This window comes from Natranaerobius thermophilus JW/NM-WN-LF, assembly GCF_000020005.1.
GTDB lineage: Bacteria > Bacillota > Natranaerobiia > Natranaerobiales > Natranaerobiaceae > Natranaerobius > Natranaerobius thermophilus.
Map to the genome: position 1 here is coordinate 600437 of NC_010718.1, position 13815 is coordinate 614251.

The 13815-nt window shown below is 36.2% G+C and carries 15 protein-coding genes; 10 read left to right on the forward strand and 5 right to left on the reverse strand.

All coding sequences use genetic code 11. The annotated features are described in order from the left end of the window. Nucleotides 1-10 precede the first annotated feature (10 nt). Both mnmL and NTHER_RS03015 read left to right on the forward strand, forming a co-directional pair. Nucleotides 11-988, forward strand: a complete 978-nt coding sequence (mnmL, locus tag NTHER_RS03010) for a tRNA modification radical SAM protein MnmL/YtqA (protein ID WP_012447053.1) — start codon at nucleotides 11-13, stop codon at nucleotides 986-988. A 169-nt stretch (nucleotides 989-1157) separates the two neighbouring features. Next, nucleotides 1158-2555 (forward strand): putative glycoside hydrolase, encoded by a 1398-nt coding sequence (locus NTHER_RS03015; protein WP_083762841.1) that lies wholly within the window; start codon nucleotides 1158-1160, stop codon nucleotides 2553-2555. Nucleotides 2556-2647: 92 nt separating this feature from the next. Here the strand turns inward: NTHER_RS03015 and trpS are convergent, their stop codons facing one another. Both trpS and NTHER_RS03025 read right to left on the reverse strand, forming a co-directional pair. Beyond that, the gene (trpS, locus tag NTHER_RS03020; protein ID WP_012447055.1) at nucleotides 2648-3646 is read right to left on the reverse strand and encodes a tryptophan--tRNA ligase; all 999 of its coding nucleotides are present in this window, start codon (nucleotides 3644-3646) and stop codon (nucleotides 2648-2650) included. 27 nt (nucleotides 3647-3673) lie between these two features. Next, entirely contained in the window at nucleotides 3674-4165 is a 492-nt protein-coding gene (locus NTHER_RS03025; RefSeq protein ID WP_012447056.1) for a nitroreductase family protein, read from the reverse strand. Between the two features lie 168 nt (nucleotides 4166-4333). On the opposite strand from NTHER_RS03025, the gene NTHER_RS03030 reads away from it, so the two are divergent. After that, complete coding sequence (locus tag NTHER_RS03030) at nucleotides 4334-5389, forward strand: aldo/keto reductase (RefSeq protein ID WP_012447057.1); 1056 nt, start codon at nucleotides 4334-4336, stop codon at nucleotides 5387-5389. An 8-nt stretch (nucleotides 5390-5397) separates the two neighbouring features. On the opposite strand, the gene NTHER_RS03035 is transcribed toward NTHER_RS03030, so the two are convergent. Further along, on the reverse strand, nucleotides 5398-5829 hold the full coding sequence (locus NTHER_RS03035) for an Hsp20/alpha crystallin family protein (protein ID WP_052291937.1): 432 nt from the start codon (nucleotides 5827-5829) through the stop codon (nucleotides 5398-5400). Nucleotides 5830-6011: 182 nt separating this feature from the next. On the opposite strand from NTHER_RS03035, the gene NTHER_RS03040 reads away from it, so the two are divergent. The 3 genes from NTHER_RS03040 to NTHER_RS03050 are packed head-to-tail and all read left to right on the forward strand — an operon-like array spanning nucleotide 6012 to nucleotide 7867. Next, a complete protein-coding gene (locus NTHER_RS03040) occupies nucleotides 6012-6413 on the forward strand; it encodes a GIY-YIG nuclease family protein (RefSeq protein WP_012447059.1) in 402 nt (133 codons plus the stop codon). Nucleotides 6414-6453: 40 nt separating this feature from the next. Further along, a complete protein-coding gene (locus NTHER_RS03045; RefSeq protein WP_041366864.1) occupies nucleotides 6454-7044 on the forward strand; it encodes an HD domain-containing protein in 591 nt (196 codons plus the stop codon). A 13-nt stretch (nucleotides 7045-7057) separates the two neighbouring features. Next, entirely contained in the window at nucleotides 7058-7867 is an 810-nt protein-coding gene (locus tag NTHER_RS03050; protein ID WP_012447061.1) for a CPBP family intramembrane glutamic endopeptidase, read from the forward strand. Between the two features lie 7 nt (nucleotides 7868-7874). On the opposite strand, the gene NTHER_RS03055 is transcribed toward NTHER_RS03050, so the two are convergent. Continuing rightward, entirely contained in the window at nucleotides 7875-8291 is a 417-nt protein-coding gene (locus tag NTHER_RS03055) for a hypothetical protein (RefSeq protein ID WP_012447062.1), read from the reverse strand. 75 nt (nucleotides 8292-8366) lie between these two features. Here NTHER_RS03055 and NTHER_RS03060 point away from each other — a divergent pair, with 75 nt between their 5' ends. The 3 genes from NTHER_RS03060 to ltrA all read left to right on the forward strand — a co-directional run bounded on the left by NTHER_RS03060 (nucleotide 8367) and on the right by ltrA (nucleotide 12355). Then, nucleotides 8367-9878, forward strand: coding sequence for a dihydrolipoyl dehydrogenase family protein (locus NTHER_RS03060; protein WP_012447063.1), 1512 nt, complete (start codon nucleotides 8367-8369; stop codon nucleotides 9876-9878). A gap of 108 nt (nucleotides 9879-9986) precedes the next feature. After that, nucleotides 9987-10472: a ferritin-like domain-containing protein gene (locus tag NTHER_RS03065; protein WP_012447064.1), complete on the forward strand. Its 486-nt coding sequence runs from the start codon at nucleotides 9987-9989 to the stop codon at nucleotides 10470-10472. Nucleotides 10473-10927: 455 nt separating this feature from the next. Further along, complete coding sequence (gene ltrA / locus NTHER_RS03075; protein ID WP_012446632.1) at nucleotides 10928-12355, forward strand: group II intron reverse transcriptase/maturase; 1428 nt, start codon at nucleotides 10928-10930, stop codon at nucleotides 12353-12355. A 183-nt stretch (nucleotides 12356-12538) separates the two neighbouring features. Here ltrA and NTHER_RS03080 read toward each other — a convergent pair whose 3' ends face one another. Beyond that, nucleotides 12539-12919: an Hsp20/alpha crystallin family protein gene (locus tag NTHER_RS03080; RefSeq protein WP_012447065.1), complete on the reverse strand. Its 381-nt coding sequence runs from the start codon at nucleotides 12917-12919 to the stop codon at nucleotides 12539-12541. Nucleotides 12920-13025: 106 nt separating this feature from the next. Here NTHER_RS03080 and NTHER_RS03085 point away from each other — a divergent pair, with 106 nt between their 5' ends. Further along, on the forward strand, nucleotides 13026-13778 hold the full coding sequence (locus tag NTHER_RS03085; RefSeq protein ID WP_012447066.1) for a SagB/ThcOx family dehydrogenase: 753 nt from the start codon (nucleotides 13026-13028) through the stop codon (nucleotides 13776-13778). The last annotated feature ends 37 nt before the right edge of the window (nucleotides 13779-13815 follow it).

Consider the following 13815-nt stretch of genomic DNA (forward strand, 5'->3'; position numbering starts at 1 on the left):
AGGACTAATGATGATTAAGAATGAATGGACGGGATCAGACAATCGTTATCGTACTTATTCCTCTTATTTAAAATCCAAATACGGAGAAAAAGTTTATAAAATTCCCATCAATCTCCCCGGTACCTGCCCTAATAGAGATGGGGTTATGGGAGAAGAAGGGTGCATATTCTGTGATGAAGAAGGTTCAGGCTTTGACTGTCTTCCCAATTCTATGGCTATTAAAGAACAAGTAGCCAAGAACAAAGAGTACTTTGGAAAAAGGTTTAAAGCCAAGAAATTTATTGTATACTTTCAGGCCTTTTCTAACACCTACTGGCCTTTAGATAAATTTAAAGAATTCCTTTGGTCGGCAGCAGAAGACCAAGATTTGGTGGGTATTTCAGTATCTACACGTCCAGACTGTATCAATGAAGCATACTTAGATGTTCTAGAAGAAATCCACCATGAATTTAATTTAGATATAGATGTGGAACTAGGTTTGCAAACTGTTAATTATAAAACCCTTCAATACATTAATAGGGGCCATACCTTGGCTGAATTTTTAGATGCTATGTGGAGAATAAAACAGCGTGGATTTTCTACATGTATTCATTTAATACTCAATTTACCTGGAGATAGCTTAGAAGATATTGTTGAATCGGCAAAAATTATGAGTGCAGTCAATGCTGATCAAATAAAAATTCATTCCTTGTATGTAGTGGAAGGGACAAAATTGGGAGAGTTGTATAAGAAGGATGAATTAAATATTATCTCTTTAACTGAGTATGTAAATCGGGTTATCACCTTTTTAGAATATTTATCGCCTCAAATAGTAGTACAACGACTTGTTGGTAAAGGTCCTAAAGATAAAGTCATATTTAATAATTGGGATCGAAGTTGGTGGTATTTAAAAGAGCAAATTGAAAGTGAACTGGAACAGAGAAATACCTGGCAAGGAGCTAAATGTGATTATTTGAATGGCAAAGCTCTAAAAAGATTTTTGAAATAATTTTTTATGCCAATATCTAACATGGAGAGGAACTCATCCCCTCCATGCCGAATATAAGTAAATACAAATTTATATCTATCTTTATGTCAATATAAATTACACAATAATAATTTGCAAAGAGGTGTTCATGGTGAAGAAGTTGCTTATAATCTTAAGTCTCGCTTTAGTAATGATTTTTTCAGTTACAGCCTGTAATAATTCGGAAACAACAGATTCTCCCAAAGATAACGAAGAAAACATTGATCAAGAAGAAAAAAATGAAAATTCTAAAGACCAGGATCAAAACGATGATAGTGATGAGCAAACTGAGAAAGAAGATGAAGAAGAGAAGGATCTAGGGCCTGAATTCACTTATCCTGAAGATGGAGTCAGAGGAATTTATGTAACAGGTCACACTGCAGGCGGCTCTCGTATGGAAGAATTAATTGAATTAGTTGATGATACGGAGTTAAATTCTATGGTTATTGATGTCAAAGATGATTACGGTAATATAACATTTAAACTTGATGGAACAGAGTTTGACGAATTCAGTAAAAACTATATTTCCGATCCCGAAGAAATGCTTGAAAAATTATCAGAACACGATATTTACCCTATTGCTCGAGTCGTGGTCTTTAAAGATACAGTTTTGGCTGAGGAACAGCCAGAGTATTCTTTTAGAAGATCAGATGGTTCTGTTTGGAAAAATAGTGGAGGAGAAGCTTTTGTGAATCCTTATAAGGAAGAAGTTTGGGATTACAATTTAAAAATAGCTGAAAAAGCTGCTGAAATGGGCTTTCAAGAAATTCAATTTGACTATGTAAGATTTCCTGAAGGTCATGGCAGTAGAGCTGATGAATTAGAATACTCCTTAGGAAATTATACTGAAGAGGAATTAACTCCACGTATTGAAGAAGAGTGGGAAGAAATGTTGGAAGAACAAGCAAGTGATAATCCAGATTTTACAGAGTACAACATTGATGAGGAAGATGTTGTCGAAAAAAATGAGGATATTTTAGAAGATGAAGAAGAAATCAAGGAATACAAAGCAGAAGAATTAAAAGAAAAAGCCTCGCCTCCGGAATATGAGTACGGTCTTGCCCGGGTAATGGCAGTCTCAGATTTCACAGAATATGCCTATGATCGATTACAATCCTATGATGTAGATGTGTCCGTGGATGTTTTTGGTTACACTGTAACTGTTCCCGAATCAAGAGAAATTGGACAGAACTTCTTTAGTATACTCCAAAATGTCGATGTGATTTCTTCTATGATTTATCCAAGCCATTGGGGACCAGGGTATTTTGGGATCTCTCAGCCTGATACTGAACCTTATGAATTAGTTTACAAATATACCGAAAGAGAAAATGAATTACTTGATAAATTGGAAGAACCACCTATATCACGACCTTGGATTCAAGATTTTACTGCTAGCTGGTTAGGACAAGGTAATTACATTTCATATGGAGTTGACGAGGTAGAAGATCAAATTCGAGCCTTAAACGAACAAGGTGTAGAAGAATTCCTGCTTTGGAACGCTAGTAACCGATACACCAAAGGGGTAGATTATAAACCCTTAGAAGATTAGATTTTATATCTATCAATAACTATTTAAAAGCAACATTTAACATTAAAAAGAGCCCGGATAAAAATCCGGGCTCTTTTATGACTAGTTTCAATTTAATTTACTAGTCCAAGTTTATCTTTTACTTTTTCCATGGTATCTGCTGCAATTTCTGCGGCTTTTCTAGCTCCTTCATGATAAACATCTTCTAAGTAATCTTTGTTTTCCATGTATTTATTGTATTCATCCTTGACAGGTTGTAACCTATCCACAACTAAATCAGCCACATCTTTTTTGAAAGTTCCGTAGCCTTGATCGGCATACTCTTCTACTACTTCTTCTACTGTACAAGGTTTTAGTTTTGAGTAAATAGTAATTAAATTTTTGATGCCGGGTTGACTATCATTATAAGCAATTTGGTTTTCATTATCAGTGACTGCTCTTTTGATTTTCTTTCTGATGACATTTTCTTCGTCGAGTAAAAATAAGACACCTTTTTCATTTTCATCGGATTTAGACATTTTCTTCTCGGGTTCCTGAAGGCTCATTATTCTAGCCCCGATTTTTGGAATATGGATTTCTGGTACTTTGAATGCATTTCCATAAGCACCATTAAACCTTTCTGCAATATCCCTGGCCAGTTCTAAATGTTGTTTTTGATCTTCTCCCACAGGGACCAAGTCAGTTTGATATAGTAGTATATCTGCTGCCATTAAAATAGGATAGGTATATAAGCCAGCATTTACATTATCTGCGTGGCGCTCCGACTTTTCCTTAAATTGAGTCATTCTATTTAGCTCTCCTAAATAGGTATTACAACCAAGTATCCAAGATAGCTCGCTATGTTCTTTAACATGTGATTGGAAAAATATAATGCTATTATTTGGGTCTAGTCCACATGCTAAATATTGAGCTAAGAAGGATAGAACTGTTTTTTTAAACTGTTTTGGATCTTGACGAACTGTTAAAGAGTGAAGATCCACGATGGAGAAGATACATTGATAATCTTGCTCCATTTCCTTCCAGTTTTGTACAGCTCCGATATAATTACCTAGAGTCATACTTCCAGAAGGTTGAGCACCACTGAATATTATTGGTTTATTACTGGATGTCAAAATATCACCTCATTTTCTATTGAACTCTTATTCGATAACAGTCACCTTATCTTCTTCATACATTTCCTTTTGAGGTTTAGTTTCATTAGGATATCCTATGGCTGTAACTCCAAGTGGTGAGATCTCTTCTGGCAAATCAAGTAAATCTTTAACTTCCTGAGTCCGATCTTCCCTTGGATAGATCCCTAGCCAAACTGATCCTAAACCTTGAGCAGTAGCTGCCAGTAAAATATTTTGCATGGCTGCAGAACAATCTTGTACCCAGTAAGGTTCACTATGTTTGCCACATACAGCAATAGCCATGGGGGCTTCTCTTAGCATACTGGAATAAGGGTGGATGTCAGTGATTTTATTTAGGATCTCTCGATCCTTAATTACTACAAAATGCCAAGGACGAATATTCCGTGCCGATGGCGCAGCCATACCAGCTTCTATTAATTTTTTGATTTTATCATCTTCTACGGGTCGATCTTGATAGCTTCTAATGCTGCGCCTTTGGAATAAAAGTTCTAGGCTCATCTGATTTGATACCCCCTTTGGATATGTAATCTTGCAATTGATGAACAAATAATTTATGATTGTTAATAATAATTTTGTCAGAAAAGTTTCAGAAAGTCAAAGAGGGATCTTGGAGAAGATCTTTCATGATCTCAATGAGTGATTTTAATGTGGAGGGATGGTTGTTAAATGACCATAAGTAGAAGGACTTTTTTAAAAATTGGCGGTGTTGTGATAGCTGGTAGTGTAATTTATGTAATCAATTCGGAAATATTTCCTGAAAAAGATCAAGATTCATCTCCACATTATAATAATTTAAAAGATAATGAAGATTCCGTCAAGCTAAATGCTGACAAAAACAAAGATCCGAATCCTGCTAACAAGGAACATCAAAACATGATACCCAGAAGAAAACTGGGAAAAACTGAAAGATCGGTTAGTTTATTGGGATTAGGTGGAGGAGGGATTCTGGCTCAAGAAGGGAATGAATCTCAAGAAGAGATCCAAGAATTGATTCAAAAAGCCGTCGACAATGGTATTAATTTTATTGATACTGCTCCCACTTATGGTCCCAGTGAAGAAAACATAGGAACTGCTTTAGAAGGACTAGCAATAGACCGATCCGAGTTGTTTATTGCTACTAAAACCTTATCTAGATCTTATGACGAAACTATGAAACTAGTGGAAGAAAGCCTTAACAGATTAAAAACTGATTATATAGACCTATACCAAATTCATGGTATAAATGGTCAAGAAGATTTAGAAGAAGCTTTTTCTCAAGATGGATCTATCCAAGCTTTAGAGAAATTAAAACAAGAGGGTGTTATTAAATCTACCGGGGTTAGCGGTCATCGTGAACCAAGAGTGTTAATGGACGCTCTAGAAGAGTATGACTTTGACTGTATTATGATGCCACTAAACGCAGGAGATATCCATGACCGGCCTTTTCAAACTAAGCTTTTAAATAAAGCCCGGGATAGGAATATGGGGATAATAGCCATGAAAGTAATGGCTTACGGCAACATATTTAATGAAGAGGGGATTAGAAAAGCGGAACAGGCACTTTCTTACACCTGTTCCTTTCCCATAAGTACTGCTATTATTGGAATATCCCAAATCAATCAATTAGAAGACAATATCCAGATTTTGAAAAATTTTTCACCTTTAGAGAACCATGATTTAGAAAAGCTTGAACAATTGACTGAACATTATCAGGATAAAATAAATCATTTTAGAGATTGGTAGTTAGCAAGTTATTCAATATCAATTTCATGGGAGTCACCATGGCTGTTAGGCTCATTTTTGAGAGGTAGTTTGACGTTCAGGATACCTTTATCATAGGTGGCCGTAATATGATTTAAACTACCCATATCTACCTCTTCTGGGATTGGGTAATTTCTTTGAAACAGCCCTGACTGTCTTTCTACCATTAAATAGTTCTCTTGTTCTACTTGTTCACTCTTTTTGAGTTCTCCTTTGACTACTAGATAATTATTTTCTACTCGGACATTTATATCTTCCTTGTTAAGTCCCGGAAGTACGATATCGAAATTTAACTCTCTATCTTTTTTATAGATATCAGCTCCACCGAAACCCGTTTTAACAAGTTCTTCTGCCGGTGGATTTAGAACTCCAAAACCAGGTGTCCAATTGAATAAATTTTTACCGCTATCAGCGTATCTCACCACTGAATACCTCCTTCAATGATTGATTGATAGATAAATTAATATTGACATTAATAGTGTTAACTTTTAGCTTTCGTTTTTATATAGCAGGAGGCAATCCTTTTCATGGCGAAAATAGAAAAAATAGGAAGTTATTAAAATAGGAAGTTATTAGAGTGTGTGGGAAGGAGTCTAAACAAAGGATGAACCAGTATAATTTTTATCTTATAGTTTATCAAATTTCTGATTCAATCAATCTAACAATCGGTAAGTTAGGAGACTTTGAATTGCCTAAGGGGTATTACCTTTATATAGGCAGAGACAAAAGAAATATCAGGTCAAGGGTATCAAGACATATTGCTCACAAAAAGAAGCTACGCTGGCACATTGACTATTTAAGCCAAAACGCAACACCTATACTAATGAGATTACTTCCCTATAGGTTAGACGAACTTAGTGAATGTGACATTGCAGAAAAATTTATTCAACAAGGTGCCCAGGTGATAGTTCCAGGGTTTGGAGCATCGGATTGTAACTGTTTTAGTCACCTGCTGCATTTTGAAAATTTTCAGGATTTGACAAGGTTAATTGATGAAATGTTTTAATTCTAGATCAAAAATTATGTTAGGAAAAGGTGGTAATATTATGAGTTCTCAACAAAGATTTAAACAGCAGCTTAATTTTCTTGCGGAAATTGACAGTTTAAAAGAGATTTACAGGAAAACTAAACTAAACACAGGAGACAGATTTGAAAATGATGCAGAACACTCCTGGGAACTAGCCATGATGGCAGTTGTATTACAAGAGTATGCAGAAGAGGAACTAGATCTCAGCCGTGTGATCAAAATGTTACTCATCCACGATCTTGTAGAAATTGATGCCGGTGACACCTTCGTTTACGATGAAGAAGCAGTTCAAGATCAAGAAGAACGTGAACAAGCTGCTGCGGAAAGAATTTTTGGGTTACTACCATCAGATCAAGAACAGGAATTAAGGACATTGTGGTACGAGTTTGAAGAAGAACAAACCGCCGAGGCAAGGTTCGCATTAGCTCTGGATCGAATGCAGCCCATTATACATAATTTTTATAATCAGGGTGGAACTTGGCAGGAGTTTAGTATTAACCGGGAACAAGTCGAAGAGAAGAATAAGAAAATAGACTTTGGTTCTTCACAACTGTGGAAGTTTACACAGGAAATTCTGGATACAGCTCAAAAACAAGGATACTTGGATTGAGGGGGAAAATTAGATGAGATTTGTGCGTTTATCCGCAATTATTTTATTTGTGATAGCTGTATATTTTTTATCAAATGTGCTTAGCGGTTTATTGATGGGTTTTTATTATGCGGTTTTAGCCGAAGAAACATCAAGCATGGCTCAGATCAATCTCTATATTACAGAAAATATTTTATTAAGCATGACCATTGCCAGTATAATTGGTATAATTATCTACCTTGTTTATTTAAGTGTTCGGGGCGATCGGCCAGGTGAATTTCTAGAATTTAATCCAACTAATGTTCCAATAGTGGTAATGTCGTTAGTGTTAGGTGCAGGAGTGGCATTATTTTTAAACAGCATTTTTGCTGCAATTGAAATTGAACGATTTTTTGGTGAAGAAATGGAAATGCTTCAAGATGTAATTGACAGAGGAGGATTAGGAATCCGGTTTCTCAGTGTCGGTATTGTTATTCCCATTTTTGAAGAAGTGATGTACAGGGGGATGATCTTTAACGATCTTAAACGGAATTTAAATATGAATCTGGCCATACTAATTCAAGCTATTATATTTGGCATTTTACATGCCAATTTGTATCAATTTGTATATGTGGTGCCAGCCGGGATACTATTGGCACTGGTTTATCAATGGACGGCCACTTTATTGGCTCCAATTCTTATTCATATATCCTGGAATAGTATGTCCCTTGTTATGAATGAATACTTTCCAGGTGAAATCTTAGCCTTTGTAAATTACGGATTAATTGTTGTAGGGTTTTTGTTAATTTTAGTTTCTACAACTTTCATAAAAAACCAGCCACGCCGAAACAAATACATTTTTTAAATTTTGATTACTGACCGAAATTATGTTTTCTAGTTATATTAACTGTCAGATCAATTATGCTATCGACTTCTGGGTCTATGATAACGTCTGATAAAATACTTCTTAACTTGCGATAGTCTAAATTATTATCACCCCAAACTGCCAGTTCTTGTTCACCAAGATCTATAGCTCTTTCCATATTATCTGTTGAAATCAAGGCATCATAGACTTGCTCTTGATCTAAATTTACATGATTGTCATGGTTCATGGAATTGTTGTTTGTATCAGGTCTATAATACAACTCTTCCATAAAAGTATTGGGAAACAGCTGTAATCTGAAAGGATTTTCTGAGATTACAACCAGAGTGATATGTCCTGTCCTGCTGATACATTCTTTGAAATATACTGGGGATGAATCTTGAACTTTATGTGCAACTTGCCACATTTTTATCTCTCTCCTTAGTTAATAGTTTTGAAGATGTATGTATCCAAGCAGGCATAGTATTTCTATTTTAGATTAATGCTATTCTTTCAAGGAGGGAAAAATATCAAAAAGCAAAATAAATTTTCAAATCAATATGACCTGGTAGTAATAGGTGGAGGACCAGGTGGGACTGCTTGTGCTTTAAAAGCTGCAAGATTAGGATTAACAACTGCTTTGATAGAAAAAGATTTCCCTGGAGGAGGATCTGTTGCCAGGGGGTATTTTCCTGTAAAAGCCCTAATAGAAGCGGCTAAATTAAAAGAAAATAAATTAGCTCCAAATGAAGAGTGCCTGGCCAAAGCTAATGAGAGGGTAAATAAAGCTAGAGCTCAGTGGGATTCTAGCCTGACTAAAAGGTTTGAACAATTATATCTAATTCCCGGTGAAGGAGAGTTACTCTCAAGTACATCTGAATTTTATCAAATTAAAATTCACTCAAGTAAATATCAAGGGGAAATCCAGGACCCAAATATCATAGATGGTGATCGGTATATTAGTGCGAAATCCATAGTAATGGCTACGGGCACGGCTCCAGGGTCGCCTATACCTGAACTAACTATTGATGGGAAGAATGTTATTACTCATGAGCACTTATTAGATATGCATTATAATAACATTAACTCTATAGCTATTATAGGTGCTGATGTAGAAGGCTGTGAGTTTGCCGGTCTATTTAACCGACTTGGGATACAAGTACATCTGTTAGAAATGGAAGATAATATATTGCCAAATTGTGATCAGGAAATTTCTAATAGTTTATCGACTGAATATAAGAAACAAGGAATAAAAATAAAAACAAATACTCAAGTTACTGGAGTTCAAAACTTAGAAGGTGAAGCCTTAAAGCTTACTTATAATTCGAATACTCCACAAGCCCATGGTGATTATTATTCTTCCAAAACAGAAAATGAATCAGATAAATCCCTGGAAGTTGATAAAATATTGGTTACTGGCAAGAGAATACCTCAATTACCTAAGGGCTACGCTAACCTTCCCTTGAAAATTACCCAGGAAGGTTTGGTAGAGGTTAATTCTCAATTGGAAAGTTCAGCACCTGAAGTTTATGTCATTGGTGATCTTGCAGGTGGTGTTCCCTCAGCCAATGCTGCTATTCATGAAGGAAAGCTGGTCTCCCAAAATTTAACAGAACCAAGAAAAAATAAACATATTAATTATTCCTTTACTCCTTATGTTTTTTTTACAGATCCCCAAACTTCAGGAATAGGAGTTACCGAAGACTATTTAAGAAATAAAAAAATTCCCTATAAAAAAGGGATAGCCTATTTTAAAGAAAACTTGAGGACCTTATCATTAGGACATGATAATGGCTTTGTCAAAGTTTTGCTAGGTAAAAATGAATCCCTCTTAGGAGTTCACATGATAGGGCATGATATTTCAGAGTTGATATCAGTTATAACAGTTGCGATGCAATCAAAAATTCCTGCAAGTAAAATAGTTGATTTACCTCTTCCTCATCCAAGTATGGGTGAACTTATGATAGAAGCAATTGAAGAAGCAATAAATACAAGAATAACAACTACTGGTTAACAACAAACAATATTGATTATAATTGCTATAAATATTTTCTTGAAATAATAACAATTATTAGTTATACTGGAAAAAACAGAAACCTTAACAAGGAGGAGAATATTTCCTATGAAAAAGGAATTAGAACTATTGAAACAGGCTGCCATTAACGAACAAGAGGGATATGAATTTTATATGATGGCCGCCCAAAACTCTGATAATCAGGAGTCTCAAGAGGCTTTGAATGAACTTGCTCAGGAAGAAAAGCAACATAAAGAATGGATCCTTGAATTATATGAAAAATTCGAACAAGGAAGTGCAGATAGCTTTGATTTTGATCAGGTGACTGCCCCTTCACCTGAACTGTTTAGATGGGAAAATCTACCATTAGACAATACTTCCAAGGCTTTGTCTGTTTTTAGTATCGGTGTTAAAATGGAATACGCCGCAGTAGAGTTTTACAAAGATGCAAAGGAAAAAACCGATGATCCTAATGTTGAAAAATTGCTTGATATTTTAATTGATTGGGAAAGACAGCATTTAAATGACTTTCAAAAGCGATACGATGAACTGCAAAAAGAATGGTGGGACGAACAGAGATTTAGTCCTTCATAACAAGCTATAACCGGCCATTTGGGTGAATAACCCAAGGGCCGGTTTTTTATTGTGCGCCATGCATGACGATTAGCTAGGTGGTGTAAGTCCACTATGGGGGTTTGTAGTTACCAACCATTAGCCAAGAGCAAGGGTGCCCATCGTGAGGTGGGATCTGAAGGAAGCTTAAGGCAAAATTCCGACCCAAGGCACACGAACATCATCAGGCATAAGGTATGGGATGAGTTTGCAATACAAAACGAAGTCCAATCAACTACACGGACATACCAGTGTAAATGATGTGGGTACATGGAATGAAAGTTAATCGTCTTACCGTGGGAGGTCTCATGGACGTGGCAAGATGAACTTCGAACCACGGTTGAAATAAGATTTGTCATGAGAAGTCAGCAGATTCCATAGTACTTGATGAGGTCGACATCATTAAGGAAGGGATGAACCTAGGAGGAGATCAGTAAATGACTGTTACCAATAAAGGAATGAAGTGCCGCCAACTTCTGACAGGCGAAAGCTGCAAAGAAGGCTCACCGCAGAAGAATAGTGCGGAACACGAAGGATATGCGGGAGTGCACAGTTCTTTAAGGATAACTGAAAACAACATCTCCAATGCAAACTTGTCGAAGGGGAATTTGCTAGAGGAAATTTTGGATAGAGACAACATGAATAAAGCATTCAAGAAAATAAAATCCAACAAAGGCTCTCACGGGATTGATGGGATGGGAGTAGATGAACTTCTACAATATCTCAAAGAAAACGGGGACCACCTCAGGCAAAGAGTCCTGGACGGTAAATACCGCCCTAATCCCGTCAGAAGGGTAGAGATACCTAAAGAAGATGGGAAGAAAAGAAAATTAGGCATACCTACAGTGGTAGACAGGGTAATCCAACAAGCAATAGCCCAAGTACTATCTCCAATATATGAGGAGCAATTCTCAGATAACAGCTATGGTTTTCGCCCTGGACGCAGTACTCATGATGCAATTAAGAAAAGTCAACAAAACATAAATGAAGGATACAAATATGTAGTAGATATGGACTTGGAGAAATACTTTGACACAGTAAACCAGAGCAAATTGATAGAAGTGCTATCTAAGACAATAAAAGACGGTCGAGTAATATCTCTTATCAACAAATATCTAAGAGCAGGAGTAATGATCAAACACACCTATAAGGATACAGAAGTTGGCGTGCCCCAGGGCGGGCCTCTTAGCCCTATCCTCAGTAACATAATGCTCCACGAATTGGATAAAGAACTTGAGAAAAGGGGGCACGAATTCGTCCGCTATGCGGACGACCTGCTAATCTTTTGTAAAAGCAGAAGAAGTGCCGGACGCACCTTGAAGAACATACTACCCTTCATCGAAAATAAACTATTTCTCAAAGTAAATAAAGATAAAACTGTAGTTGCCTATGTAGGAAAGGTAAGATTTCTTGGGTTTGGCTTTTACAGACATAAAGGAAAAGCCAGATTAAGAGTTCATCTTAAATCAGTTACAAAGATGAGAACGAGAATAAAAGAACTCACATCTAGAAGTTATGGAATAAGCAACGAAGCCAGAGCAAAGAAACTTAGCCGATACATTATGGGTTGGGTTAACTACTTTAAACCAGCTGATATGAAGAATCTGTTAATAAATACTGACAGTTGGATGAGAAGGCGTATTCGCATGATTTACTGGAAACAATGGAAGAAAGTGAGAACAAAATTTAAAATGCTCAAGTTCTTTGGAGCCAATAAATACAAAGCATGGGAATATGCAAACACAAGAAAGGGCTACTGGAGAATTTCCAATAGCCCCGTCTTATCCAAATCCCTTGGAAATGATGTAATCAAAGGATTTGGTTTCCTATTCTTTTCGGAATATTATCGACAAGTTAAAGCGTAAACTAGGAACCGCCGTGTACCGAACGGTTTGCTCGGTGGTGTGAGAGGTCGGTAGATAAAATAATTATCTACCTCCTACTCGATTATATTAGTTTGATAACCAGCTGAGATATGGTACTATGAGGCTAGAACTATTAACTAAACTATTAATTAAATGTATTTAGCTACAGTTTATGAATTCTAGTTAGTCACTGTAGGATAAAGGTAGATATACCCTTAAAATTTCATTACAGTGCTCCCAGCTTATTTGATCAGATCTATTAGTATCTACAATACTTGGTAGAGGAAGACCTGTCTGAATTGGGTCATCTTTATCCCATTCTCCTGTAAGATACATAGTGTTATTCGCGATAGATATGTTAGCATTCTTAATACCTGGAAGTTCTAATTCGATGACTAAGTATCCATTATATTCATATGCATCTTTATGGAAATCATCTGACTTTACCAGTTCATTATCAAAGTTGTTAACTATGCTTTCTAAAGTTGCGCGAAATTCGTGGGTGGTTTCATTGTCATTGAAATTGGGCTTTGAATTGGGATTATGATTATAATTTGTAAACATTTAAACAGCCTCCAAATTAGGAAAATATTTTTATTTTTAGTATTGTACTTTTACGAATATTTTATCCACTGTAATTTCTCTAACCTAACAAGGGGGTGATTTGCCCTTGCAGGGCAATGTGTTATCTAGGTCAGGACTTTTAGTTTTAGGGCTCACTATCTTATTAATAGGAGGATTAACTGCTTGCCAAACAAAGGAAAGTCAGGACCGTAATACAGAGGAGAATTTTAACAATGATAACAACATTATAGAATTATCCAGTCCCAACATAGAAGGTGATTTAACAATAGAGGAAGCAATTGAGGAACGCAGGTCAGTTAGGAGTTATCAAGAAGAAGGCCTAAGCGAACAAGAGTTATCTCAACTATTATGGGCCGCTCAGGGTATTACTGATAAGAATAGAAATTATAGGGCGGCGCCATCGGCAGGTGCGACATTTCCTATGGAAATTTTCGTGCTTGTAGAACAGGTTGAAGGTTTAGCATCCGGAGTATATCATTATCTACCAGAAAAACACTCTTTAAAAGTATTAAAATCTGAAGATGAAGACAAAAGTGAAGAATTATCTCAAGAGTTGATGAAAGCAGCATTAGGTCAAGATTCCATTGGTGAAGCTCCAGTGAATATTATCATAGCTGCTGTTTATGATCGTGTCACTGCCGAATACGGAGAAGTGGGCTATAGATATGGTAAAATGGAAGCTGGGCATATATCGCAAAATATTTACTTACAGTCTCAAGGATTGGATTTGGGGACGGTAGCAATTGGAGCCTTTCACCAAGATAGTGTGAGCAATATCTTAGAGCTTTCTCAAGATACGGAACCTTTGTATATAATGCCTGTAGGAAAATTAGATTAATGATTCGTTGAGGAATATTCAGTATATTCAAACTGAT